Source organism: Klebsiella sp. CN_Kp106, from assembly GCF_040064575.1.
In the GTDB taxonomy this organism is placed as follows: domain Bacteria; phylum Pseudomonadota; class Gammaproteobacteria; order Enterobacterales; family Enterobacteriaceae; genus Klebsiella; species Klebsiella michiganensis.
Genome location: NZ_JBEAIG010000071.1, coordinates 121,392 through 143,731 on the forward strand (window position 1 = coordinate 121,392; position 22,340 = coordinate 143,731).

General features: G+C 57.8%; 23 protein-coding genes. 15 read left to right on the top strand and 8 right to left on the bottom strand.

Annotated elements, in window-relative coordinates; all coding sequences use genetic code 11:
• The first annotated feature begins 20 nt into the window (after nucleotides 1-20).
• The 5 genes from yebS (at nucleotide 21) to ABLU96_RS27355 (ending at nucleotide 6,062) form a co-directional block, all read left to right on the top strand.
• Nucleotides 21-1,304 (top strand): membrane integrity lipid transport subunit YebS, encoded by a 1,284-nt coding sequence (gene yebS, locus ABLU96_RS27335; RefSeq protein ID WP_025106140.1) that lies wholly within the window; start codon nucleotides 21-23, stop codon nucleotides 1,302-1,304.
• The gene (locus ABLU96_RS27340) at nucleotides 1,273-3,906 is read left to right on the top strand and encodes a PqiB family protein (protein WP_025106139.1); all 2,634 of its coding nucleotides are present in this window, start codon (nucleotides 1,273-1,275) and stop codon (nucleotides 3,904-3,906) included. The genes yebS and ABLU96_RS27340 overlap by 32 nt, the downstream gene beginning before the upstream one ends.
• Before the next feature lie 78 nt (nucleotides 3,907-3,984).
• Nucleotides 3,985-5,418, top strand: a complete 1,434-nt coding sequence (rsmF, locus tag ABLU96_RS27345; protein ID WP_074189027.1) for a 16S rRNA (cytosine(1407)-C(5))-methyltransferase RsmF — start codon at nucleotides 3,985-3,987, stop codon at nucleotides 5,416-5,418.
• A gap of 115 nt (nucleotides 5,419-5,533) precedes the next feature.
• Nucleotides 5,534-5,773 (top strand): YebV family protein, encoded by a 240-nt coding sequence (locus ABLU96_RS27350; RefSeq protein WP_004852069.1) that lies wholly within the window; start codon nucleotides 5,534-5,536, stop codon nucleotides 5,771-5,773.
• Between the two features lie 97 nt (nucleotides 5,774-5,870).
• Entirely contained in the window at nucleotides 5,871-6,062 is a 192-nt protein-coding gene (locus tag ABLU96_RS27355; protein ID WP_004122014.1) for a YebW family protein, read from the top strand.
• Here ABLU96_RS27355 and pphA read toward each other — a convergent pair.
• Nucleotides 6,059-6,712, bottom strand: coding sequence for a protein-serine/threonine phosphatase (gene pphA, locus ABLU96_RS27360; RefSeq protein WP_025106137.1), 654 nt, complete (start codon nucleotides 6,710-6,712; stop codon nucleotides 6,059-6,061). The genes ABLU96_RS27355 and pphA overlap by 4 nt on opposite strands.
• Nucleotides 6,713-6,876: 164 nt before the next feature.
• On the opposite strand from pphA, the gene ABLU96_RS27365 reads away from it, so the two are divergent.
• The 7 genes from ABLU96_RS27365 to ABLU96_RS27395 all read left to right on the top strand — a co-directional run bounded on the left by ABLU96_RS27365 (nucleotide 6,877) and on the right by ABLU96_RS27395 (nucleotide 13,838).
• The gene (locus tag ABLU96_RS27365; protein ID WP_004852075.1) at nucleotides 6,877-7,821 is read left to right on the top strand and encodes a VirK/YbjX family protein; all 945 of its coding nucleotides are present in this window, start codon (nucleotides 6,877-6,879) and stop codon (nucleotides 7,819-7,821) included.
• Between the two features lie 111 nt (nucleotides 7,822-7,932).
• Nucleotides 7,933-8,076 (top strand): Ecr family regulatory small membrane protein, encoded by a 144-nt coding sequence (locus tag ABLU96_RS27370; protein WP_009651986.1) that lies wholly within the window; start codon nucleotides 7,933-7,935, stop codon nucleotides 8,074-8,076.
• Between the two features lie 579 nt (nucleotides 8,077-8,655).
• On the top strand, nucleotides 8,656-9,207 hold the full coding sequence (locus tag ABLU96_RS27375) for a spore coat U domain-containing protein (protein ID WP_032694913.1): 552 nt from the start codon (nucleotides 8,656-8,658) through the stop codon (nucleotides 9,205-9,207).
• A gap of 22 nt (nucleotides 9,208-9,229) precedes the next feature.
• Nucleotides 9,230-9,748 carry a spore coat U domain-containing protein gene (locus ABLU96_RS27380; RefSeq protein ID WP_004852079.1) on the top strand — a complete coding sequence of 173 codons (519 nt, stop codon included), beginning with the start codon at nucleotides 9,230-9,232 and terminating at the stop codon, nucleotides 9,746-9,748.
• An 18-nt stretch (nucleotides 9,749-9,766) separates the two neighbouring features.
• On the top strand, nucleotides 9,767-10,531 hold the full coding sequence (locus tag ABLU96_RS27385) for a fimbria/pilus periplasmic chaperone (RefSeq protein WP_049082702.1): 765 nt from the start codon (nucleotides 9,767-9,769) through the stop codon (nucleotides 10,529-10,531).
• 2 nt (nucleotides 10,532-10,533) lie between these two features.
• Nucleotides 10,534-12,864 (top strand): fimbria/pilus outer membrane usher protein, encoded by a 2,331-nt coding sequence (locus ABLU96_RS27390; protein WP_064405637.1) that lies wholly within the window; start codon nucleotides 10,534-10,536, stop codon nucleotides 12,862-12,864.
• A 14-nt stretch (nucleotides 12,865-12,878) separates the two neighbouring features.
• Nucleotides 12,879-13,838, top strand: a complete 960-nt coding sequence (locus ABLU96_RS27395) for a spore coat protein U domain-containing protein (protein ID WP_042945476.1) — start codon at nucleotides 12,879-12,881, stop codon at nucleotides 13,836-13,838.
• A 384-nt stretch (nucleotides 13,839-14,222) separates the two neighbouring features.
• On the opposite strand, the gene ABLU96_RS27400 is transcribed toward ABLU96_RS27395, so the two are convergent.
• The 3 genes from ABLU96_RS27400 to yobA are packed head-to-tail and all read right to left on the bottom strand — an operon-like array spanning nucleotide 14,223 to nucleotide 15,826.
• Nucleotides 14,223-14,561, bottom strand: a complete 339-nt coding sequence (locus tag ABLU96_RS27400; protein WP_004103344.1) for a YebY family protein — start codon at nucleotides 14,559-14,561, stop codon at nucleotides 14,223-14,225.
• A 16-nt stretch (nucleotides 14,562-14,577) separates the two neighbouring features.
• Complete coding sequence (gene copD / locus ABLU96_RS27405; RefSeq protein WP_014229837.1) at nucleotides 14,578-15,447, bottom strand: copper homeostasis membrane protein CopD; 870 nt, start codon at nucleotides 15,445-15,447, stop codon at nucleotides 14,578-14,580.
• 4 nt (nucleotides 15,448-15,451) lie between these two features.
• Nucleotides 15,452-15,826 carry a CopC domain-containing protein YobA gene (gene yobA, locus ABLU96_RS27410; RefSeq protein ID WP_014229838.1) on the bottom strand — a complete coding sequence of 125 codons (375 nt, stop codon included), beginning with the start codon at nucleotides 15,824-15,826 and terminating at the stop codon, nucleotides 15,452-15,454.
• A 135-nt stretch (nucleotides 15,827-15,961) separates the two neighbouring features.
• Here yobA and ABLU96_RS27415 point away from each other — a divergent pair, with 135 nt between their 5' ends.
• Both ABLU96_RS27415 and exoX read left to right on the top strand, forming a co-directional pair.
• Nucleotides 15,962-16,192, top strand: coding sequence for a DNA polymerase III subunit theta (locus ABLU96_RS27415; protein ID WP_348863046.1), 231 nt, complete (start codon nucleotides 15,962-15,964; stop codon nucleotides 16,190-16,192).
• A gap of 78 nt (nucleotides 16,193-16,270) precedes the next feature.
• A complete protein-coding gene (gene exoX, locus ABLU96_RS27420) occupies nucleotides 16,271-16,930 on the top strand; it encodes an exodeoxyribonuclease X (protein WP_014229839.1) in 660 nt (219 codons plus the stop codon).
• 6 nt (nucleotides 16,931-16,936) lie between these two features.
• Here the strand turns inward: exoX and ptrB are convergent, their stop codons facing one another.
• The 3 genes from ptrB to ABLU96_RS27435 all read right to left on the bottom strand — a co-directional run bounded on the left by ptrB (nucleotide 16,937) and on the right by ABLU96_RS27435 (nucleotide 20,315).
• Entirely contained in the window at nucleotides 16,937-18,997 is a 2,061-nt protein-coding gene (gene ptrB / locus ABLU96_RS27425; protein ID WP_033836507.1) for an oligopeptidase B, read from the bottom strand.
• A gap of 133 nt (nucleotides 18,998-19,130) precedes the next feature.
• Entirely contained in the window at nucleotides 19,131-19,811 is a 681-nt protein-coding gene (locus tag ABLU96_RS27430) for a DUF533 domain-containing protein (protein ID WP_032750391.1), read from the bottom strand.
• A gap of 144 nt (nucleotides 19,812-19,955) precedes the next feature.
• Nucleotides 19,956-20,315, bottom strand: coding sequence for a YebG family protein (locus ABLU96_RS27435; protein WP_025106127.1), 360 nt, complete (start codon nucleotides 20,313-20,315; stop codon nucleotides 19,956-19,958).
• 135 nt (nucleotides 20,316-20,450) lie between these two features.
• Between ABLU96_RS27435 and purT the strand changes: the two genes are divergently transcribed.
• Nucleotides 20,451-21,629: a formate-dependent phosphoribosylglycinamide formyltransferase gene (gene purT, locus ABLU96_RS27440; protein ID WP_064405640.1), complete on the top strand. Its 1,179-nt coding sequence runs from the start codon at nucleotides 20,451-20,453 to the stop codon at nucleotides 21,627-21,629.
• 45 nt (nucleotides 21,630-21,674) lie between these two features.
• Here purT and ABLU96_RS27445 read toward each other — a convergent pair whose 3' ends face one another.
• A complete protein-coding gene (locus tag ABLU96_RS27445) occupies nucleotides 21,675-22,316 on the bottom strand; it encodes a bifunctional 4-hydroxy-2-oxoglutarate aldolase/2-dehydro-3-deoxy-phosphogluconate aldolase (protein WP_004103368.1) in 642 nt (213 codons plus the stop codon).
• Nucleotides 22,317-22,340 lie beyond the last annotated feature (24 nt).

Below are 22,340 nucleotides of genomic sequence, written 5' to 3' on the forward strand. Positions count from 1 at the left end.
CTCATTTCTGTAAGCTATAAATGCCACTAAAAACACCCAGGATTACGCCAGCAAAAAAAATGGTCGTCTACTCGGTCAGCGCCCCCGTTGAGCACGCTCACTATCAGCGCTGTCCGCAGTGCGACCTGCTGTTTCGTTTACCGGTCCTAAAAAAGAATCAAAGCGCCTGGTGTCCCCGCTGCAACGCCAAAGTGCGCGATGGCCGCGACTGGTCGCTTACCCGGCTGGGCAGCATGGCAATCGCGATGCTGCTGCTGATGCCTTTTGCCTGGAGCGAACCGCTGCTGCGTTTGCATCTGCTGGGCGTGCGTATCGACGCTAACGTCCTTCAGGGCATCTGGCAAATGACCGGCCAGGGCGATCCGCTCACGGCGGCGATGGTGCTATTTTGCGCGGTCGTGGCGCCGGTGCTGCTGGTGGTCTCAATCGCCTATCTGTGGCTGGGCAACGTGCTGGGCATGAATCTGCGCCCGATACTGCTGATGCTGGAGCGGCTCAAAGAGTGGGTGATGCTGGATATTTACCTGGTCGGCATCGGCGTCGCCTCCATTAAGGTGCAGGATTACGCCTTCCTGCAGCCGGGCATCGGGCTTATCGCCTATATCTCCCTCACCCTGCTCAGTATCCTGACGCTTATCCATATGAACGTTGAGGAGCTCTGGGAGCGTTTTTACCCCCAGCGCCCGGCGCTGCGGCCGGATGAAAACCTGCAGGTTTGCCTCGGCTGCCATTATACCGGCCATCGCGATTCGCGCGGCCGCTGCCGTCGCTGCCACACTCCCCTGCGCCACAGACGCCGCCAGAGCCTGCAAAAGAGCTGGGCTGCGCTGATTGCGTCAATGGTTTTCCTGCTGCCTGCCAACCTGCTGCCGATCTCGATTATCTACGTCAACGGCGCGCGTCAGGATGACACCATCCTTTCCGGCATTATGTCGCTGGCCAGCAGCAACGTCGCTATCGCCGGCGTCGTGTTCATCGCCAGTATTCTGGTCCCATTCACCAAAGTAATTGTATTGTTTACGCTGCTGGTCAGCATACAATTCAAGTGTGAACAGGGATTACGTACCCGCATCCTGCTACTGCGGCTGATTACCTGGATCGGCCGCTGGTCTATGTTGGATCTTTTTGTCATCGCATTAACCATGTCGCTGATCAACCGCGATCAGCTCCTCGCGTTTACGATGGGGCCCGCCGCGGTCTATTTTGGCGCCGCGGTAATATTAACTATCCTTGCTGTTGAATGGCTGGACAGCCGCTTACTTTGGGACGCACATGAGTCAGGAAACGCCCGCTTCGCCGACTGAAGCCAAAATTAAAACTAAACGCCGTATCTCGCCATTTTGGCTGCTGCCGGTCATCGCGCTGCTGATTGCCGGCTGGCTGATATGGACCAGCTACCAGGATCGCGGTACGACGATCGTTATCGACTTCCAGTCCGCTAACGGTATCGTTCCTGGCCGCACACCTATCCGCTATCAGGGGGTAGAAGTCGGTACGGTGGAGAACATCTCGCTGAGTAAAGATCTGAGCAAAATTGAGGTTTCCGCCAGCGTCAAGGGCGATATGAAAGATGCGCTGCGCAAGGAGACGCAGTTCTGGCTGGTGACGCCGAAAGCCTCGCTTGCTGGCGTGTCCGGCCTGGATGCGCTGGTGGGCGGTAACTATATCGGCATGATGCCCGGCCAGGGCGAGCCCGAGGATCACTTTGTCGCCCTCGATACCCAGCCGAAGTACCACATCAATAACGGCGAGCTGATGATTCATCTCAAGTCAGCGGATTTGGGTTCGTTAACCAGCGGCTCGCTGGTCTACTTCCGTAAGATTCCGGTCGGCCGGGTATATGACTACGCCATTAATCCGAACAATCAGGGCGTCACCATTGATGTGCTGATCGAGCGGCGTTTCACTAACCTGGTGAAAAAAGAGAGCCGTTTCTGGAACGTATCCGGCGTGAAGGCGGACGTCAGCCTGAGCGGAGCGAAAGTCCAGCTGGACAGCCTCTCGGCGCTGGTGAACGGCGCTATCGCCTTTGATTCCCCGGATGATTCTCCACAGGCTCAGCAAAACACGGACTATCACTTATACGAAGACCTGGCGCACAGCCAGCGCGGCGTGGTGGTTAAACTGGATCTCCCGGATGGCGCAGGCTTAAAAGCGGGCTCTACGCCGCTGATGTACCAGGGCCTGGAGGTCGGCCAGCTCAGTAAGCTGAATCTCAATGGCGACGGGAAAGTGACCGGCGAAATGACCGTCGACCCGAGCGTCGTCAGCCTGCTGCGCGAGAAGACGCTTATTCAGATGAAGAAGCCAAAAATCTCGCTGGATAACCCCAGCGTCAGCGCCCTGCTGACCGGCACCACCTTCGAGCTGGTCCCCGGCGAGGGTGAACCCCGCAACCAGTTTGCGGTGCTGCCTGCCGATAAATCCATTCTGGAAGAGCCGGATGTCGCGACCGTCACGCTCACCGCGCCGGAAAGCTACGGCATCGACGCCGGGCAGCCGCTGATTCTGCACGGCGTGCAGATTGGCCAGGTTCTGGAGCGCAAGCTGAACGCCGATGGCGTCACGTTCCAGGTGGCGGTGATGCCGGAGTACCGTTCTCTGGTACGCGGCGATAGCAAATTCGTGGTCAACAGCCGCATCGACGTTAAAGTCGGCATCGATGGCGTGGAGTTCCTCGGGGCCAGCGCCAGCGAATGGGTCAGCGGCGGGATCCGCGTTATCCCGGGCGACAAAGGGGCGATGCAAAGCCGCTATCCGCTGTACGCAAACCAGGAAAAGGCGCTGGAAAACAGCATGAGCGATCTGCCGACCACCACGCTTACGCTCTCAGCCGAGACGCTGCCGGACGTGCAGGCAGGCTCCGTGGTGCTGTACCGTAAATTTGCGGTCGGGGAAATCATCACCGTGCAGCCGCGCAAGAACGCCTTTGAAATCAATATCCATATCAAGCCGGAGTATCGCCATCTGCTGACCAGCAACAGCGTGTTCTGGGCCGAGGGCGGCGCGAAAGTGCAGCTTAACGGCAGCGGCCTGACGGTGCAGGCATCCCCGCTCTCCCGCGCGCTGAAGGGCGCGATTAGCTTTGATAACCTCAGCGGCGCCAGCGCCAGCGCGCGGATCGATAACAAACGCGTGCTGTATGCGTCAGAAACCGCCGCCCGCGCGGTGGGTGGGCAGATAACCCTGCACGCCTTCGATGCCGGTAAAATCGCCGAAGGGATGCCAATTCGCTACCTGGGGATTGATATTGGCCAGATCCAGTCGCTGAATTTAATTACCGCGAAAAACGAAGTGCAGGCGAAAGCGGTTCTCTACCCGGAATACGTCAATACCTTTGCCCGCGCCGGGACGCGTTTCTCGGTGATTACGCCGCAGATATCCGCGGCGGGCGTCGAACATCTGGATACCCTTTTCCAGGCCTATATCAACGTCGAGCCGGGACGCGGTGCGCCGCGCCGTGATTTCGAAATACAGGAAACCACGATCAGCGATTCACGTTATATCGACGGCCTGAGCATTATCGTCGAAGTACCGGAAGCGGGTTCGCTGGGTATCGGCACGCCGGTGCTGTTCCGCGGGCTCGAAGTCGGCACGGTGACCGGTCTGATGCTCGGTTCGATGTCGGATCGCGTGATGGTACAGCTGCGTATCAGCAAGCGTTATCAGTATCTGGTGCGCAACAACTCGGTGTTCTGGCTGGCTTCCGGCTATAGCCTCGACTTTGGCCTGATTGGCGGGGTGGTGAAAACCGGTACCTTTAATCAGTTCATTCGCGGCGGCATCGCGTTTGCGACGCCTCCGGGTACGCCGCTGGCGCCGAAAGCGCAGGATGGCAAACACTTCCTGCTGCTGGAGAGCGAACCGAAAGAGTGGCGCGAATGGGGCACCGCCCTGCCGCGCTAAGCATAACAGGCTCCGGTGTCCGCCGCCGGAGCCTTTATGGTAAACTACGCCCCCTTTTTTCGTTGTGGTGCGCTCCCCGTGGCTCAAAACGCTGTCTATCTTCCTGAAGAATTCCTCGCTCAAATGCGTGCGGCAATGCCGACGCATCTCTCTTTCGACGACTTTATCGCCGCCTGCCAGCGCCCGCTGCGGCGAAGCATTCGCGTCAATACGCTGAAAATCACGGTGGCTGATTTTTTGCAGCTGGTCGCCCCCTACCGCTGGCAGCTCACGCCGGTTCCGTGGTGCGAAGAGGGTTTCTGGATCGAGCGTGAAGATGAAGACGACCTGCCGCTGGGCAGCACGGCCGAGCACCTTAGCGGGCTGTTTTACATTCAGGAAGCCAGCTCCATGCTGCCGGTCGCCGCGCTGTTTGCCGACGGCCAGATGCCGAAGCGGGTGATGGACGTCGCCGCCGCGCCGGGTTCTAAAACCACGCAAATCGCCGCCCGCATGGGTAATGAAGGCGGCATTCTGGCCAATGAATATTCCGCCAGCCGGGTTAAAGTCCTGCACGCCAACATCAGCCGCTGTGGAATCAGCAACGTGGCGCTGACCCATTTCGATGGTCGGGTATTCGGCGCCGCGCTGCCGGAATGCTTTGACGCGATCCTGCTCGACGCCCCCTGCTCCGGCGAAGGGGTAGTACGTAAAGATCCCGATGCGCTGAAAAACTGGTCGCCGGAAAGCAACGCGGAAATTGCGGTGACCCAGCGCGAGCTGATTGACAGCGCGTTTCACGCCCTTCGCCCCGGCGGGACGCTGGTTTACTCCACCTGTACCCTGAACCGGCAAGAAAACGAAGAGGTGGTCAACGGGCTGCTGGCGCGCTATCCGCAGGCGGTAGAAGTCGTGCCGCTCGGCTCACTGTTCCCGCAGGCCAGCGAAGCCCTCACCGAGGAGGGCTTCCTGCACGTCTTCCCGCAAATTTTTGACTGCGAAGGGTTCTTCGTCGCCCGTTTACGTAAAACCGCGGCCATCGACCCGCTCCCGGCGCCGGGTTATAAAGTGGGGAAATTCCCCTTCACGCCGCTTAAAACCCGCGAATCCGCCGCCGTAATTGCCGCCGCCGCCGCCGTCGGTTTGCAGTGGACCGCCGACCATACGCTCTGGCAGCGCGATAAAGAAATCTGGTTATTCCCACAGGCGCTCGAAGCGTTATTTGGCAAAGTGCGCTTTTCCCGCATCGGCATCCGGATCGCCGAAACCCATAACAAAGGCTACCGCTGGCAGCACGAAGCGGTGATTGCGCTTGCCGCGCCGGCCGCTCCCCTGGCGCTGACGGAGGCCGAAGCAGAAGAGTGGTATCGCGGTCGCGATATCTATCCTGAAACGCTCCCGCAGAAGGATGATGCGATTGTCACCTATCAGGGCGCGCCGATCGGGCTGGCGAAAAAAGTCGGGTCGCGTTTAAAAAATAGCTATCCCCGCGAACTGGTGCGTGACGGTAAGCTTTTTAGCAAAAAAGCGTGATGGCGCGTCGAAAAACAGCATTTTTTCACTGGCGCTTTACGCCCGTTTGTCTACGCTGAAAAATGGCGGCCTTAACTGGTCGTACCACAACTCAGCAGACAACCGGGGTGAATTTATGGCCAAAACTAACGTACGTATCGGCGCGTTTGAGATAGACGACGCCGAACTGCACGGCGAACAGCAGGGAGAGCGAACGTTAAGCATCCCCTGCAAATCCGATCCGGATTTATGCATGCAGCTTGATGCATGGGACGCGGACACCAGCGTACCCGCCATACTTGATGGTGAACATTCCGTCCTCTACCGTAAGCACTACGATCGCCAGTCCGATGCCTGGGTCATGCGCCTCGCCTGACTCAATTGAACCCGTCGCCTGAGACGGGTTATTTATTTCCCCGCTTCTCCGTCATCTCCTACACTTAACGCTATGTTTTTCAGGATATGAGGCTCGGATGTTTGCCTTAGTGCTGTTTATTTGTTACCTGGACGGCGGCTGTGAAGATATCGTTGTCGATGTTTACGATAACGAGCGGCAGTGCACAACGGCCATGGACGATCAGCGGATACGCCACGGCGGCTGCTTTCCGGTAGAAGATTTTATCGATAGTTTCTGGCTTCCCGCCCGAGAATACAGCGATTTTTAGCCTGCCAGCTGTAGCGCCACCAGGGTTAGCTCTCCACCAAACACGGCCCCCGTATCGATATAGTGCTGGTTATCGCTGTCGTAGCGTCGTTTCAGCGGCGTATGGCCGAACCAGAAATGGTCAGCGCCGGCAATCGCCCCGTGACGCCCGGCGAGATGGTCAGTGAGACGCTGCCGACGCCACAGCACCTGGTGCTCATCAACAACGCGCTGCCAGCGATAAACCGCGGCGGGGTAATCAGCGTGGGCAATCACGTGCACCTGCTCACCGCTGTGGAGTTCAATAATCAGCGGCAGTCGGCGGCAGCGGGCAATAAGCGCCGTAAGGCGTTGCTTTTGGCTCGCCGCACGCTGCGTATACCAGTCGCCTCCGTTCATCTCCCAGAGCCTCATATCGCCGTCGGCAAGCGCCTCCAGCGCCATCTGTTCATGGTTTCCACGCACCGCGTAAACCCAGCGATAGCGCAGTAAATCCAGACACTCCGCGCTTTGTGGCCCACGATCGATCAGATCGCCCACCGAAAGAAGCAGATCCTGGTAAGGGTCAAACTTGCGCTCACGAAGGGCCGCCATCAGGCGTGCGAAACAGCCGTGCAGGTCGCCCACCAGCCAGATATTACGCCAGTCGCAACCGTAAATACGCTGATACATATTTCGTCCTCCTCGCATAATTATAGGAAAACCCTGCGGCTTCACCGCCCGTAAATTGGCACCTCAATCGATTTTAAACGAAAGCCAAATATAGTCCGGCCGGGCATTAAGCTCCCCACGATATATCCATAGAATAGAGGCTAAATAACACCGAGGTATTCATCGTGACGGATAACAGCCTGCATTCAGCCAGCGTAGTTGAGCGACGCCCAAATCTCATTGCCGATCTGGTGATGGGCCGGATCACCCCCGCCCCCATCTGGCAACAACGTCATTACCGGCTTAAGTTTTTACTGCGCACGGCATTATTTTATGCGCCAACGCGCAGCATGCTGGAGAGCCTGTCGGCGCGTGCGGATTTCAATCAGCTGCTCGCCGCTCAGGTGACGCTGCCGGGTAAAGTCCATCGCCAGTATTTAACCCGCGGGTTAAACGCCAGCCAGCGCGCTCAGGCCATTATCAGCCACTATCAGTTCGTTGATTCCCTGGGCGCCTCGCGCCTCGCCGGGGCCATGACCGCCGCGAAAGATGTGCCGCTGCTTGAGCTGACAGGCAAAGACGACAGCCGGTTTACGCTCTCCGCTTCCTCGGCGGGCAAAGCCGAACGCGAGGGCGAAACGACGCTGTGGCTGCGCGATAGCGATGAGATTGTGCTTGCCAGCGCGACCTTTAGCGTCACCCGCCAGCAGGAGCAATGGCAGTTGACTATCGGCGGCCTGCAGGGGCCGCGCAGCACCGTTCCGCACGAAGTGATTAAACGGGCGACCCGCGCCTGTTACGGCCTGTTCCCGAAACGCCTGCTGATGGAATTTATCTGGTTAATGGCGGCGCGTTGCAACATTCATCACATTTACGGGGTCAGCGACAGCGGCCACGTCTTCCGCGCGCTGCGCTATCGGCTGAGTAAAGGGCGCCATTTTCACGCCAGCTATAATGAGTTCTGGCACTCTATCGATGGGGTCGCCGACGGCGCCTGGCGCTGGCGTCTGCCGCTGCAGCTGGAAAGAAAGACGCTTGAGAGCATCGCCAGTAAGAAACGCGCCGAATATCGTCGCCGCTTCCAGCTGCTGGATGATATGGCCGCTCAGATGGCGATACTCATGGATTAGCTCTCCCGCCGCTTCGCCAACGCCGTTTAGCACAGCGGCGTTTGCATCTTCAACGGCGCTTTAGTTACTATCATAACTTCGTTGTACTCCTTGCGGACGGCTAGTGAAGTTATGAGCAAAACAGAATTACTCCTGCTGGCTATCCTGTTGATTATTTTGACCGCTGCTCTGTGGTTTATTTTTAGCGGACAAATATGGTTTCTGGTGAGCTTTCTGGAAACATGGCTGTACCCCTCTTTTGTGGCGCCAGAATAAATCGTTGCCCATTATTTTCACGCCGCCGTTCGCCCCCTTCGCCTCCCTGACAATAATCCATAGCGCGGTCAGAAGAATAACCGCCAAAAAAGTGAAAAACCGTCTCTTATCTATTATTTCATTTGTCATACAAATGTGTATACTGGGTCACTTCCGATGTTGGCCCGTAAAGTTCACCTGCACTATGGGCCTGATTTTGTGCAGGTGTTTTCTCCTCGCCCTTGCTCAACGGCGCCTCCAGTGTCTATACCCGCCTTTTTGTCCAGATTTTTTGTTGCAAACTTTGCGCCAGATTGTGATTTAAGAAAAAATCGCCCTATTTCCACGCCCCTTCAAAACACAATTAAAAAACATAACACCAACAATTAATTAACAAAAAGAATTTTCATCCATATAAAAGGCATAAATACAGAATAACAACCCAATAAAAAACACATAACCAGCCATAAATACAAAATTACACATATCTTGCAGGAGTAGTTATACGTTAACCAACAAAACCGCGGCACTTAATCGGTGACCAACGTCTATCGCTATATTGTTGTTTTTCTTCAGCGGCTTTCCACTAAGAGGTTCTCTATGAACGTCACAACGATCTCGCGCAGTCTCCTGGGCGGCTTACTGAGCGCCATAGTCATTCTTCAACCGGCTTCTGCAGCGGGAACCTTAAGCGGCCAGATTGGCGTCCAGGTGACGCTCGGCAGCGGATGCAGCGTATCGAATGTCCGCAATGGCGAAAACAACCGCTGGGGCAACATTAATTTCGGCTCCTATGGCGATTTAGCCAACTCCATTGATGCGGAGATCACCGGCAGCGGCGGCGGAAACGCCCTAACCGTGACCTGCACCGAGGATCTTGCCTCGACCCTGACGCTTGACGGCGGCCAGTCTGGCGATGCTGCGCTGCGCTATATGAAAAACGCCGGTGGCACCCAGCAGATTGCCTATCGGCTCTATTCGGATGCCGCCCGCAATAACGAAATCCTGCCTGGCGGCACGATACCTATTGTTGGCACAGGGAATCCACAGGCGATTCCTGTTTTTGCCCGCATTCGCCCCGAAGACCAGAGCGTCAACGCGCCGACAGCCGATGTGTATGACGACATTGTCACCGCGACCTTAGCCTGGTAACCGCATAAGGAAAATGGGCGTCATGCTTCGACCAGAGTGGCTTACATTACTTCTGCTTTTTACCTCGGGCGCCCATGCCGCCGTTGCCCAAAAGACGTTCAAAGTCTCCGCGCAGATAACCGCAGGCTGCGCGCTGGGCGCCGGGGACGGCTCCCAAACGACGGACTTCGGCACGCTGAATTTTGGCACCCTGTCATCGCTTTACAGCAACGTGGATGTCGCCAGTACCGCCGGCGCAGGTTCCATCATCGTGACCTGCACGCCCGGCACCGCTATTTCAATCGCCCTCGACTATGGCGTCAACGGCGGCTCAGCCACTCAGCGCTACATGTCGAACGGCAACAGCAGCACGCTGGCGTACCAGCTTTATCAGGACGCCAACCGCGCTAACGTTTGGGGCAGCAGTACGCTGGCCCTGAGCGTCGCATCCTTTCCGAGCACCACGCAAACCTACACGGTTTATGGCCGCCTTTTTGCCACGAATGGCTTCCCGGCGGTGGGCTCCTATACCGACACGGTCACCGTCACGCTGACCTATTAGATAATTCACAGGTTAACTATGATTCGCTGTAGATTTGCGCCGTTTATATTCGCTTTATTGCTTCCCTCATCCGTGCTGGCCGCCAGCTCCGTTCTGGTATGGCCGATATTTCAAACGATCGAAAGCCACGAAACAGGGTCTGAACTGTGGCTGGAGAATCGCGGCAGCATGCCGGTTAATTTGCAGCTGCGCGTGTTTGCCTGGGATCAAAAAGCGTCAGCGGACGTCTACGCCGATCAGCGGGATGTTGTCGCCAGCCCGCCTTTTACCACGGTAGCGCCGGGGCAGCGCCAGCTGGTGCGGCTCATGCGCGTCGCCCCCAGCGCAAACGGCAAAGAGCAATCCTATCGCATTGTTATCGATGAGATCCCTGCCGCGCAACCCGCGGCGCAGACGGAACAGAACGCCGCCGGGCTGAAAATGCGCATGCGCTATGTCCTGCCGCTGTTTACCTATGGGCAGGGCGTCACGCCGCTAAAGAACGCGGGTTCAGTCGAACCGGTAAGGGCCACGCTGCGCTGGTCGCTCTCGCAGCAAAATAACCGCCAGACGCTGTGCATCGAAAACAGAGGCAATCAGCACGCGCGCCTCAGCGCGGTTTACTGGGCGAACGCGAGCGGCAAGGGGCGCATTCCCCAGGCTAATGGTCTTCTCGGCTACGTTCTGGCGCAGAAAAAGAGCTGTTTCCCGAGCGCCGGAAACGCTTCCGTGCCGTCAGGAATGCATCTGTTCGCGAAATTAACGGATAACGGTCAGGCGGTGGAAATTCCGGCGAATCGTTAAAAATGAGAGATCTGAAAAGGACGGCATCCGGGGGACTGCTGGCGATGGCGTCGGTAACGGCCTGCGCCGCGACCTATGATTCCCTGCCTGCGCCTGCGGCATCCTACGGCGAAAAGCAGGAGTACGAGCTGTACCTCAGCGTATCGGTCAACGGCAATATTCTTGCCGGCGCCGTTCCGGTAAAGGTCAGCGCTGGCCACTACTGGATCGCGGCCAGCGTGTTGCAGCAAGCGCATATTCCCCTGCAGACCGGCGACGCGCTGGTTGATGTGACGACGCTCCCCTCGGTAAAAGTGGAATATGACCAGCCGGGTCAGATCCTCAAGCTCCAGGTTCCGGACAAATGGCTCCCCGAGCAGCACATCGGGGGGACCACGGAACAACCTGGCCAGACCGCGATAAGCAGCCCGGGAATTTTATTTAACTACGACGCTTACAGCCTCTTTTCATCCGGCGGTTCGCAAACCACCAGCACCTTCACCGAAACGCGCCTTTTCGGCCCGCCGGGCGTCCTTTCCAATAACGCCGTGATTCGGCAAAACTGGTCTTCGACGGGCTACGAGCAGCAGGGCTATATGCGCTACGACACCCTGTGGAAGTACAGCGATAGCGACCAAATGATTAGCTACCAGGCCGGGGACGTGGTCAGTAACGCCCTGACGTGGAGCAGTTCCGTGCGCATGGGGGGGCTACGCCTGAGCCGCAACTTTAGCGTTCGCCCGGATCTGGTGACATATCCGCTGCTTAACTTATCCGGCAGCGCGGCGGTTCCTTCAAGCGTCGATCTGTTTATTAACGGCTATAAGAGCAGCTCTGCGCAAATCAATGGCGGCCCCTATACGCTGACCAACGTTCCCTGGATCAGCGGCGCCGGCGAAGCCACCGTGGTGACCACCGACGCTCTGGGTCGCCAGGTCTCCACCAGCATCCCTTTTTATGTCTCCAATACCCTGCTGCGGGAAGGACTGAGCGATTTTGATTTCACCCTCGGCGCCCTGCGCAACAACTACGGTATCAGGAGTGCCGATTATGGCGCCGGCGCGGTAAGCGCTATTTATCGCTACGGATTCAACAACTGGCTCACGCTTTCGACGCATACCGAAGACCGCGAAGGGTTAACCAATGCCGGCATTGGCAGCGATATCGGCGTGGGGAATCTGGGCACCCTCAGCCTGTCGGGCAGCGCCAGCCGTGGCGAGGGAGACGGAAACCAGTTCACCTCGGGTTACTCTTACTATGGCAGTAGCTGGGGAGTGAGCTATCAACATATCCGCCGCAGCGCCGGCTACGACAACCTTAGCACCTATGGGTCTACCGCCACGCTCAGCCGTCAGTCAGACCAGGCCACGCTGAGCCTGAGTCCGTGGGGACGAACCCTCGGTTCTTTTAGCATTGGCTACTTTGATATCAAAGCCGAGGATAATTCGCGCACCCGGCTGCTGAACCTCTCCTGGAGCCGCGGCCTGTGGCTCAGCAGCAGCCTCAGCCTGAGCGTCAACCGCGATCTGCAGGAAGGTAGCTACGCCAGCATGCTGCAGGTCATCATCCCTTTCGATTCGCAAACCTCTGTCCAGCTAAGCGGCCAGCGCGCCAGCGCCGGACAATGGGGAGAAAATATCAGCGTCAGCCGCTCTGCTCCGGCAGAAGGCGGGCTGGGCTGGAACCTCGCCCATTCGATCGGCGGCGATAACTATAGTCAGGCTGATCTGACCTGGATCAACCGCGTGTCAACGCTGAGCGGAGGCTACTACGGGTCGCGCGACGATCGTCACAGCTGGTTTGAGGCCGCGGGCTCGGTGGTGCTGATGGATAACAGTCTGTTTTTCGCCCGGCAAATTAACGACGCCTTTATCGTCGTCTCCACCGGCAACTACCCGAATATTGCGGTGAATTATGAAAATCGCAAAGTCGGCGTGACCGATAAAAATGGTCATCTGCTGATCCCGTGGGCGACGGCGTGGTATCCGGGGAAAGTCACCCTCGATACGCTACCGCTGCCAACGGACACCGAAGCCGTCACGGTGGAGAAACGCATCGCCGTGCGCGAAGGCAGCGGCGCGCTGGTCGATTTCCCGGTGAACCGCGTGCGCTCGGCAACCCTCGTCTTCGTCGATGCCAGGGGGCAACCGCTGCCGGTCGGTACGCCGGTCGAGGAGGTTAACAGCAAGCAGCGCGGCCTGGTGGGCTATGACGGCGTGGTCTGGTTCTCGCATCTTGGACGCCACAACGAAGTCAAAATAAACGCCGGAGAGCTTCGATGCAGCGTCCAGTTCGAACTTCCGTCCTCAACGCCGGTTCCGCAACGGATAGGTCCGGTCAGTTGCCCCTCTTAACAGCGGAGATAACGTTGAAAAGTATTATCCTCGTATTCGCGATGCTCTTAGCGCTCGGGCAAGCCAGCACCGCGCTGGCCGCCTGCAGTATCAAAACCAGTGCGCCAGCGATCGGCCCGGTCGATTCCTTTGCGCTCAACAGCGCGCCTCAGGGTGTGATGGCCGGCGCGGGGTTTTACTGCACCCCGGAACTGGTGGCGCTGAACTCAACCAATACGTTAAGCGCCACGCTGGCGTCGGCCAACAAGAGCAACGGCGTTCCGCGGCTGCTCAATGGCGCGGGCGACGCCATCCCTTATAGCGTCTGTTCTGACGCCTCGTGCTCGCCGGCCTATCAGGACGGCGGCGTGATTAGCTGGTCCAGAACAACGCTGCTCGAACTGCTGGGTTTATTTAACTCAAGCGATGGCACCATGCCGCTCTACTTCAGAACCACGCCGGGAGCCAACGTCCCCGCCGGTACCTATACCGATGTGTTAACCATCACCTGGGTCTACCGATTCTGCTACGTCGGGCTCGATCTGCTGGGCATTAAGATATGTATTCCGAATAACGGAACCCTGACCTCTACGGTCAACGTGTCGGTGAAGGTGACCAATGTTTGCTATATCGACAGCGCGCCGGACGTCGAATTTGCCTCTGCCGCCCTTCCGTCCGGTTTTAGCCACTACAGCGGCCAGCTTGCCATCCGCTGCACTAAAAACGCGGCCTACACCGTCAACCTCACCAGCACTAACGCCAGCGTCGGCGACTGGCGGCAGATGAGCCAGCCCATTGCGAACCAACCAACCGCCTGGCTGCAGTATCAGTTTTACCAGCCCAACGGCAGCGCCTGGACGGAAAGCAACAATCTCAGCGTAACCGGCTCCGGCGCCGCGCAGTCCGCGAACTACACCCTCAAGATTAACCCGACCCAGAGCAACCAGCCTGCGGGAACCTACAGCGATACCGTACTGGTGACCGTGAGCTACTAAAACGTTAGCAGACGATTTTTTGTAAAAGAAATGTTTAGGAAATTATTGTTGTGGTATAAGAAAAAAGCCCCGAAAAAAGCGACTGGGGTTTTGCAATGGAATCTGCGGTTTGTGAAAAACAGATAAAAAGAGACCGAACACGATTCCTGTATTCGGTCCAGGGAAATGGCTCTTGGGAGAGAGCCGTGCGCTAAAAGTTGGCATTAATGCAGGCTAAGTCGCCTTGCCTTATAAGAATAGTTTACCGTGTCAGGTTTTCCAGTCCGCGACAAAAGTGGACGAATAATTCGTATCAAAATTGCTGATGCCAACAAAAAACCGCCACGCCCGGTATCGGGGGATGGCGGTTTTTTTCATGTAAATACAGCGGGATGCAGGCGGCGATCAGCAGAGCTTCTGCGCGCGCTCAATAAAGGGCGCCAGGCTCATTTTTTGTCCCGGCTGCTGCGGATCGTCAATCTGGATCACAGAAATCGGCTGCGCGTTGGTTTTACCGTCTTTCATCTGCTGTTCGGCGATGTCGTTTAGCGGGTACTGCACCAGGGTACTGGGATTGATGGCGAACAGCGCGTTGCCCGGACGGCAGGTCAGCATCACCTCTTCACGGTTAAACGCCCAGCTCTCCTTACCCACCTCAAAGCGGCTTACGGTAATCACCTGCGGTGCCGCCAGCGCAGCGCCAGAACTTGCCAGTAACAACATTGTCAGAACGATTTTTTTCATGATTTAACCAGTTTATTCAGAAAGGTTCCCAGGTGGCAAACAGGCTGACGGCAAACAGCGCCAGCGCCCCCAGCGCAATTTCTATCTGCGTGGTGCGCACGATGAGCTGCTCCGCTCGCGTTCCGCCTGCCGACATGCGTGGCACCAGAACATACCGGTTCACCAGCGCAATTGCCACCATTGCCGCCACCAGCGCACATTTGAACAACAGCATACGCCCCCAGGGCGAGGCGCTGATAAGTCCGCCCTGGATCAGCAGCGCATTTACCACGCCGCTGGCGATGGCGCCGGCAACCGCCAGATGCCCGTAGCGCGAAAAACGCATCATGGTGCAGATGGCCGCCTGCCGCCAGCGACCGTGCGCCAGGCGAAGACAGTAGATAAACGGCAGCAGACCGCCAAACCAGCTGGCCACGCAAAACAGATGAAGCGCATGGTTGGTTCGCTGCACTATCCCCAGCCAGCCATCGTTCATTGCGGCATGTCCGACGCCGGCCAGCAGCAGCAGCTGAGCGCAAAACAGCACCAGCAGCAAACGTCCCGGTCGCCGGGGCTTCAGCCAGACCACCGCCAGCGCCACAAAGGCGAGTAAAATTTGCCATACCCACACGCCGCCAAACTGCGTCCCGGCCACCGCCTGCCAGATAGCCGGCTGCCAGACGTCCGGCCAGCCGTTGCCCATCAAGCCGCCCTGCGCCATCAGCATCAGCAGCGCCGACAGCGCGCTTGCTGATAATAAATAGCGCATCAGCGGATAGAAGCGCTGCATCATCAAACGACGTAAGGCCACCGGCGCCCACCATGCGCCGTAGAGGACGCAGCCGAAAGCGACGATCAGCGAAATGAAATGGATAAAGCGTAAGCTGACATAGACTCCACTCAGCATCGGCTTACTTCACGGTAAAGGTGTATTGCCCTTTCGTCTTGTGGCCATCTACGGAGACCACGTGCCAGTTAACGGTATATTCGCCCGGCGTCAACGCCTGCTCAACCGGTACCGTCAGCTGAGCCTTATTGCTGTCGCTGCGGACGGGTTTACCGAGGGTGATAGTCTTCTGCTGCGGGCCGGTGAGGGTTACGCCGCTAAACTGCGTTTCGATGCCTTCGGAGAAGTTCAGGGTCAGCGCCTGCGGTGAAGCGTTCACCACGGTATTGGCCGCCGGAAGCTGTTGTTGTAGATGGGCGTGGGCCGATGCGCCTGCTGCGGTCAGGCAACCGGCGAGAAACAGAGACAGACGCAGCGCGCGCCCGGCGATGATTGGCATAGTTGTCATTCCTTTTTGTTATGTATGTAGCACAGAGAATAACCCTGTATAATGGCGCAGTCGAGCTAAGCGTCTGAGACTTGCCTTTTTGCCGCGTGCTTAGTACTTTTTGCGGCGTTATCAGAGGAGAAACCGATGGAAAAGAACCTGGCTAATCTATCCCAGGAGGAGATGGACAAAGTGAATGTCGATCTCGCCGCGGCGGGCGTCGCGTTTAAAGAACGCTACAATATGCCGGTGGTGGCTGATTTAGTCGAAAGAGAACAGCCCGAGCATCTGCGCGGCTGGTTTCGTGAACGTCTAATTGCCCATCGACTGGCCTCCGTTTCGCTCTCTCGCCTGCCCTATGAACCGAAACAGAAATAATTCCCGTCCCCTGCGGACATCCACGTTGGCAAGACCCGCGCATTCTATTACGCTGGTTTCTTTGGCCTGGAGCGAGCCATGCTGCGCGTAATCGATACAGAAACCTGCGGATTGCAGGGAGGCATTGTTGAAATCGCCTCGGTAGATATTGTCGACGGACACATCACCAATCCCATGAGCCACCTGGTTCGCCCCGACCGGCCTATCAGCCCGCAGGCGATGGCGATTCACCATATCACCGAAGAGATGGTCGCCGATAAGCCGTGGATCGAGGAGATTGTGCCGCTGTATATGGGCAGTCCGTGGTATGTCGCCCATAACGCCAGCTTTGACCGCCGGGTGTTGCCGGAAATGCAGGGCGAGTGGATCTGCACGATGAAGCTGGCGCGCCGCCTGTGGCCAGGCATCAAGTACAGCAATATGGGGCTGTATAAATCGCGCAAGCTCAGCGTTGCGACGCCACCGGGACTGCATCATCACCGGGCGCTGTACGATTGCTATATCACCGCGGCCCTGCTGCTCGATATCATCAACACCTCCGGCTGGACGCCTGAGGAGATGGCGACCATTACCGGCCGCCCGGCGCTGCTCTCCACCTTTACCTTCGGCAAATACCGCGGCAAGCCGGTCTCGGAAGTGGCGGAAAACGATCCTGGCTATTTACGCTGGCTGTTTAATAACCTGGATCGCATGAGCCCCGAGCTGCGCCTGACGCTGAAGCACTATCTCGGGGAGTAATCGGCGCTATACCTCCGCCTGGCCCGGCAGCGTCCCCTGCGCCAGGCCAATCAGAAACGCATACTCCAGCGCCACGCCTTCATAGCTTTTGAAGCGGCCGGATTTACCGCCGTGGCCGGAATCCATATCGGTACACAGCAGCAGCAGGTTATCGTCGGTTTTCAGCTCGCGCAGTTTTGCCACCCATTTTGCCGGCTCCCAGTATTGTACCTGCGAATCATGCAGGCCCGTGGTGACCAGCAAATGCGGATACGCCTGAGCCTGCACGCCGTCGTACGGGCTGTAGCTTTTCATATAGCGGTAATAGGCTTCATCCTGCGGATTCCCCCACTCTTCAAACTCGCCGGTGGTCAGCGGAATCGACTCATCGAGCATGGTGGTGAGGACATCGACAAAGGGAACCTGGGCCACCACGCCGTGGAAGAGCTCCGGCCGCTGGTTCACCGCGACGCCCATCAGCATACCGCCGGCGCTGCCGCCCATGCCGTAGCAAAAACGCGGATCGCCGTAGCCCTGCGCCAGCAGCGCATCGCAGACGTCGAGATAATCGTTGAAGGTATTTTTCTTGCACAAAAACTTACCGTCTTCGTACCACTGCTGTCCCAGCTCGCCGCCGCCGCGAATATGGGCGATAGCGAACACAAAGCCGCGGTCGAGCAGGCTCAGGCGGCTGGCGCTGAAATCCGCATCCATGCTTGCGCCGTAGGAGCCGTAGCCGTACACCAGCAGAGGGCTGGCGCCCTTGCGGAAATGTTCATGACGGTAGACCAGCGAGACCGGGACTTCGACGCCGTCGCGGGCGTTGATCCACAGATGCTCGCTGCGGTAGTGGCTTGCATCGAACCCTTTGACTTCCTGCTGTTTCAGCACCCGCCGCTCGCCGGTATTCATATCCAGCTCAAACAGCGTATCCGGCGTCGTCATGGAGGAGTAGCCGTAGCGCAGGCGGGCGGTTTCCGGCTCCGGATTATAGGCAAGCCAGGTCACATAGGCCGGATCGTCAAAGGCAATGCCCTGGGACTCTCTTGTCTTACGATTGATCTGACGCAGGCTGGTCAGCCCGCGCTGGCGCTCTTCCACAACCAGCCAGTCGGTAAACAGGGTAAATCCTTCCAGCATGACTTCGTGACGCGGCGCGATCAGGGTCTCCCACTGCTGCTCATCGCGCAGGGTAGTACGATAAAGGCCGAAGTTCTTACCCTCACGGTTAGAGCGCAGATAGAAAGCGTGCTGATAGTGATCGAGGCTATATTCATGATCTTTACGCCGCGGTAGAAAACAGACCGGCTCGGCGTCGGTCATTTCCGCATTGAGCAGCAGCACTTCGCTGGTGGTCGCGCTGGCCAGATAGATCACCACAAACTGCTGGGAAGTCGTCTTGTGTACGCTGACGTAAAAAGTATCGTCCTGCTCTTCATACACCAGAACATCCGCACTGGCCGGCGTCCCCAGACGGTGGCGCCAGACCTGATACGGCAGCAGCGTGGTGGGATGTTTACGCACGTACCACAGGGTCTGCGAATCGTTACTCCAGGCAAAATCAGGCGAGACGTTCTCCAGCACTTCCGCAAATTGCCGGTCGTCGTTTAAGGGAAAGAAGCGCAGGCTATACTGGCGTCGGGAGAGATAGTCTTCCGCCACCGCCATCAGGCTGTTGTCGGGCGAAACGCCTAATCCGCCGAGGGTATAGAATTCGCTGCCGGCCGCACGCTGGTTGCCGTCAAGCAGGACGTCCCATTCATCCCACTCCTCTTTGACTACCGGCTGGCGTTGATAAATCGCGTACTCGCAGCCCGGTTCGTAGACCTGACGGTAACGATAGCCATTTTTGCTGTAGGGGGCTGACACTTCGCGCTGCGGAATACGGTCGATAATCTCCTTGAGTACCCTGTCCTGCAGGCTACTTTGCGAAGACATCACTTTTTTGCCGTACTCATTTTCCTGGCGCAGATAATCCAGCACTTCCGCCTGCGAGCGATCGTCATCGCGCAGCCAGTAGTAATTATCGATTCGCGTGTCGCCATGTAATGTCATGGCATGGGGGATCCGTTTCGCTTTTGGTGGCATCTGCTTATTCTTCTGCGGCTTGTATTGAGTACTAAAAATTTCAGGCTGCTTCAAAGCAGCCTGAAGGGTGACGTGACTACACAATATATAAGGGTGGCAAAAGTCGCCAGCGATGCAAGCGAAACGTGCGGATTTAGAGCGTTACGGCCTGTTTTTGCGCCTGAATATCCCGTTCGATATCCTCACGCACTTCCTGCGGGAGCTTCAGCGCTTCGCCGAGGGCGTTCAGATAGCTGCGTTCCATAAAGTGGTCAATATCAATGACCGCGCAGCTGATATAGTAAACTTCAAGCGCCTCTTGCTCGCTGCTGATGCCCTGCGCCAGGCTCTGCGGGTCGAGGGGCTGCGCCAGCGCCCGGTCAATTAACACCCGGCCCTGGACGTCGACGTTTGCCGCACGCAGCTGCTCTTCGATATTTGCCCGCTCGCGTTCGTCAATATGTCCATCGCTTTTGGCGGCGAAGACCAGCGCCATAATCAGCCGTTCGCTGCGGGCGTCGAGTTCGGCCGGTGCGGGAGATGGCGCCTGTGCGGGCGCGACATCAGCCGATGCCTGCTGCGCGCTGGCGCGCATCTTCTGCTGATATTTATTCCATAAAACGCTGCCCGCAACCGCGCCGCCGCCGACCAGCAGCGCGCCGGTGCCGTATTTGGCTAACAGCTTGCGCGATGATTTGCTGGCGACCAGCAGCCCGGCCAGCCCGCCGAGCGCGCCCGGCAGGAGTAAATTTTTGCCGCTTGATTGATCGTCAGATGAAGAAGACCGTCCCTGCTGACCCAGCAGAGACTGCAGTTGATTAAGCCAGTTAGCCATACATTTCCTCGTTGCGCGATAAGCGATACCACCAGCCTAAACGACGCGACGTCAGGAAACGTTATCGGCAGCTAAAGATGAGCAAATGTCGCGCCGGGAAGCGCGGGAGCCTGCCGCCAGAACCGCTGGTGGCGGCAGCGTAGCTCAGGCCGCTTTCGCTTTGCGCGGCTTCGCCGGCGCCGGAGCTTCAGATTCGACGACGTCGTCGGTCTTGTCGCCCTCTTCTGCTTCTGCGCGATCGGCTGGCGCCTCGGCGGCGCCCTCGGCTTCCGGCAGCTTACCGGAGCGCAAAATATGGTTGAGGGTGTCTTTACGTTCGGCCAGCCACATCGCCATGCTATCGCGCTGCTCTTCATCGAGCGTTAGCGGGCATTCAACCAGCCAGTCGTTCAGTACTTCCGCCAGATCGAGCATTTTGTCATAAGCATCGGCCTCTTTTTTGCTGGCAAAAGACATTTTTTCCTCACCTTCGCGAATCACTACATATTTAATTTCAACCGCCATGATGCAGCCTCTCAGTACTGTATTTTTATACAGTATATCAAATTTCTTCCCCGAACTCAAATGACGCGCATAAAGACATGCGCAAACGTTTTCGTTTATAATGCGGCGCATGTTTTTTTACTGCGGAAGAGAGTTATGACTGTATTAGGTACGGCACTGCGCCCTGCGGCAACAAAGGTAATGTTGTTAGGTTCCGGCGAACTGGGTAAAGAAGTGGCCATTGAATGCCAGCGCCTGGGAATTGAGACCATCGCCGTCGATCGTTACCCTGACGCTCCGGCCATGCAGGTCGCACACCGTTCGCACGTCATCAATATGCTGCACGGCGAAACGTTGCAGGCGCTGATTGAGCAGGAAAAACCTGACTTTATCGTGCCGGAAATCGAGGCCATCGCCACCGATACACTGGTCGCGCTGGAGCAGGCCGGGCAGAAAGTCGTCCCCACCGCGCGCGCGGCAAAGCTCACCATGAATCGCGAAGGGATCCGCCGCCTGGCAGCTGAAGAGCTGAAGCTGCCGACCTCCGCCTACCGTTTTGCCGACAGCGAACCCGCCTTCCGCGAAGCCGTCGCCGGGATAGGCCTGCCGTGCATCGTCAAGCCGGTAATGAGCTCATCGGGTAAAGGCCAGAGCTTTATTCATTCCAGCGAACAGCTGGCTGACGCCTGGCAGTATGCGCAGCAGGGCGGCCGCGCCGGAGCCGGACGCGTTATCGTTGAAGGCGTGGTGAATTTTGATTTCGAGATTACCCTTCTCACCGTCAGCGCCGCGGATGGCGTACACTTCTGCGCGCCGGTCGGTCATCGCCAGGAAGATGGCGACTATCGTGAATCCTGGCAGCCGCAGCAGATGAGCGCGCTGGCGCTGGAACGCGCGCAGGAAATCGCCCGTCAAGTGGTGCTGGCGCTGGGCGGCTACGGCCTGTTCGGCGTCGAACTGTTCGTCTGCGGTGATGAGGTGATTTTTAGCGAAGTCTCGCCGCGCCCGCACGACACCGGTATGGTCACGCTGATTTCACAGGACTTATCCGAGTTCGCCCTGCACGTTCGCGCCTTCCTCGGCCTGCCGATTGGCGCGATTCGCCAGTACGGCCCGGCGGCCTCGGCGGTGATCCTGCCGCAGCTAACCAGCCAGAACGTCACTTTCAGCAATATTCAGGCCGCGGTCGGCGCGGGACTGCAGCTGCGTCTGTTCGGCAAGCCGGAAATTGACGGTTCGCGTCGTCTGGGCGTGACGCTGGCGATAGCCGATAACGTTGAGGAAGCTGTTGCGCGCGCCAAAGCGGCGGCGTCAGCGGTCGTGGTCGCAGGGTAAAAAAAAGCCCGGTCGCAGACCGGGCCTCTGGTGAGTGCGCGAAGATTACTTCGCGCCTTCTACCGCCTCACGAGCCAGTTTGGTGATACGGTCGTAATCACCGGCTTCCAGCGCATCCGCCGGCACCAGCCAGGAGCCGCCGATGCACAGTACGCTGTTCAGCGCCAGATAGTCGCGATAGTTCGCCGGAGAGATGCCGCCAGTCGGGCAGAAGCGAATGTGCGCGAACGGGCCGCCAATCGCCTGCAGCGCTTTCACGCCGCCGTTTGCTTCCGCCGGGAAGAATTTGAACTCTTTCAGGCCATACTGCATACCCAGCATCAGCTCGGATACGGTGCTGATCCCCGGGATCAGCGGAATAGTGCCTTCGCCGGTCGCCGCTTTCAGCAGGGATTCGGTCAGGCCAGGGCTGATAGCAAACTGCGCGCCCGCTTCGGTCACTTCTTTCAGCTGCTCAACGTTAGTGACGGTACCGGCACCGACAATCGCTTCCGGGACTTCTTTGGCGATCGCGCGGATAGCGTCCATCGCGCACTCGGTACGCAGGGTCACTTCCAGTACGCGTACGCCGCCTGCAACCAGCGCTTTCGCCATTGGCACAGCGTGTTCCAGCTTTTTCACCACGATTACCGGTACTACCGGACCGGAGGTGAGGATTGCTTCTGCAGTTGTTTTCCAGTTTTTCATCAGATTTTCTCTCGCCAGATCTAT

Bases quoted from the DNA above. Each gene is read 5' to 3' on its own strand.
- ABLU96_RS27445 (WP_004103368.1), bottom strand. From the start codon at position 22,316: ATGAAAAACTGGAAAACAACTGCAGAAGCAATCCTCACCTCCGGTCCG.
- ABLU96_RS27350 (WP_004852069.1), top strand. From the start codon at position 5,534: ATGGCCAAAACTAACGTACGTATCGGCGCGTTTGAGATAGACGACGCC.
- ABLU96_RS27355 (WP_004122014.1), top strand. From the start codon at position 5,871: ATGTTTGCCTTAGTGCTGTTTATTTGTTACCTGGACGGCGGCTGTGAA.
- purT (WP_064405640.1), top strand. From the start codon at position 20,451: ATGACTGTATTAGGTACGGCACTGCGCCCTGCGGCAACAAAGGTAATG.
- ABLU96_RS27400 (WP_004103344.1), bottom strand. From the start codon at position 14,561: ATGAAAAAAATCGTTCTGACAATGTTGTTACTGGCAAGTTCTGGCGCT.
- yebS (WP_025106140.1), top strand. From the start codon at position 21: ATGCCACTAAAAACACCCAGGATTACGCCAGCAAAAAAAATGGTCGTC.
- ptrB (WP_033836507.1), bottom strand. From the start codon at position 18,997: ATGCCACCAAAAGCGAAACGGATCCCCCATGCCATGACATTACATGGC.
- ABLU96_RS27415 (WP_348863046.1), top strand. From the start codon at position 15,962: ATGGAAAAGAACCTGGCTAATCTATCCCAGGAGGAGATGGACAAAGTG.
- copD (WP_014229837.1), bottom strand. From the start codon at position 15,447: ATGCTGAGTGGAGTCTATGTCAGCTTACGCTTTATCCATTTCATTTCG.
- ABLU96_RS27375 (WP_032694913.1), top strand. From the start codon at position 8,656: ATGAACGTCACAACGATCTCGCGCAGTCTCCTGGGCGGCTTACTGAGC.
- exoX (WP_014229839.1), top strand. From the start codon at position 16,271: ATGCTGCGCGTAATCGATACAGAAACCTGCGGATTGCAGGGAGGCATT.
- ABLU96_RS27370 (WP_009651986.1), top strand. From the start codon at position 7,933: ATGAGCAAAACAGAATTACTCCTGCTGGCTATCCTGTTGATTATTTTG.
- ABLU96_RS27380 (WP_004852079.1), top strand. From the start codon at position 9,230: ATGCTTCGACCAGAGTGGCTTACATTACTTCTGCTTTTTACCTCGGGC.
- ABLU96_RS27390 (WP_064405637.1), top strand. From the start codon at position 10,534: ATGAGAGATCTGAAAAGGACGGCATCCGGGGGACTGCTGGCGATGGCG.
- ABLU96_RS27435 (WP_025106127.1), bottom strand. From the start codon at position 20,315: ATGGCGGTTGAAATTAAATATGTAGTGATTCGCGAAGGTGAGGAAAAA.
- ABLU96_RS27430 (WP_032750391.1), bottom strand. From the start codon at position 19,811: ATGGCTAACTGGCTTAATCAACTGCAGTCTCTGCTGGGTCAGCAGGGA.
- yobA (WP_014229838.1), bottom strand. From the start codon at position 15,826: ATGCCAATCATCGCCGGGCGCGCGCTGCGTCTGTCTCTGTTTCTCGCC.
- pphA (WP_025106137.1), bottom strand. From the start codon at position 6,712: ATGTATCAGCGTATTTACGGTTGCGACTGGCGTAATATCTGGCTGGTG.
- ABLU96_RS27385 (WP_049082702.1), top strand. From the start codon at position 9,767: ATGATTCGCTGTAGATTTGCGCCGTTTATATTCGCTTTATTGCTTCCC.
- ABLU96_RS27340 (WP_025106139.1), top strand. From the start codon at position 1,273: ATGAGTCAGGAAACGCCCGCTTCGCCGACTGAAGCCAAAATTAAAACT.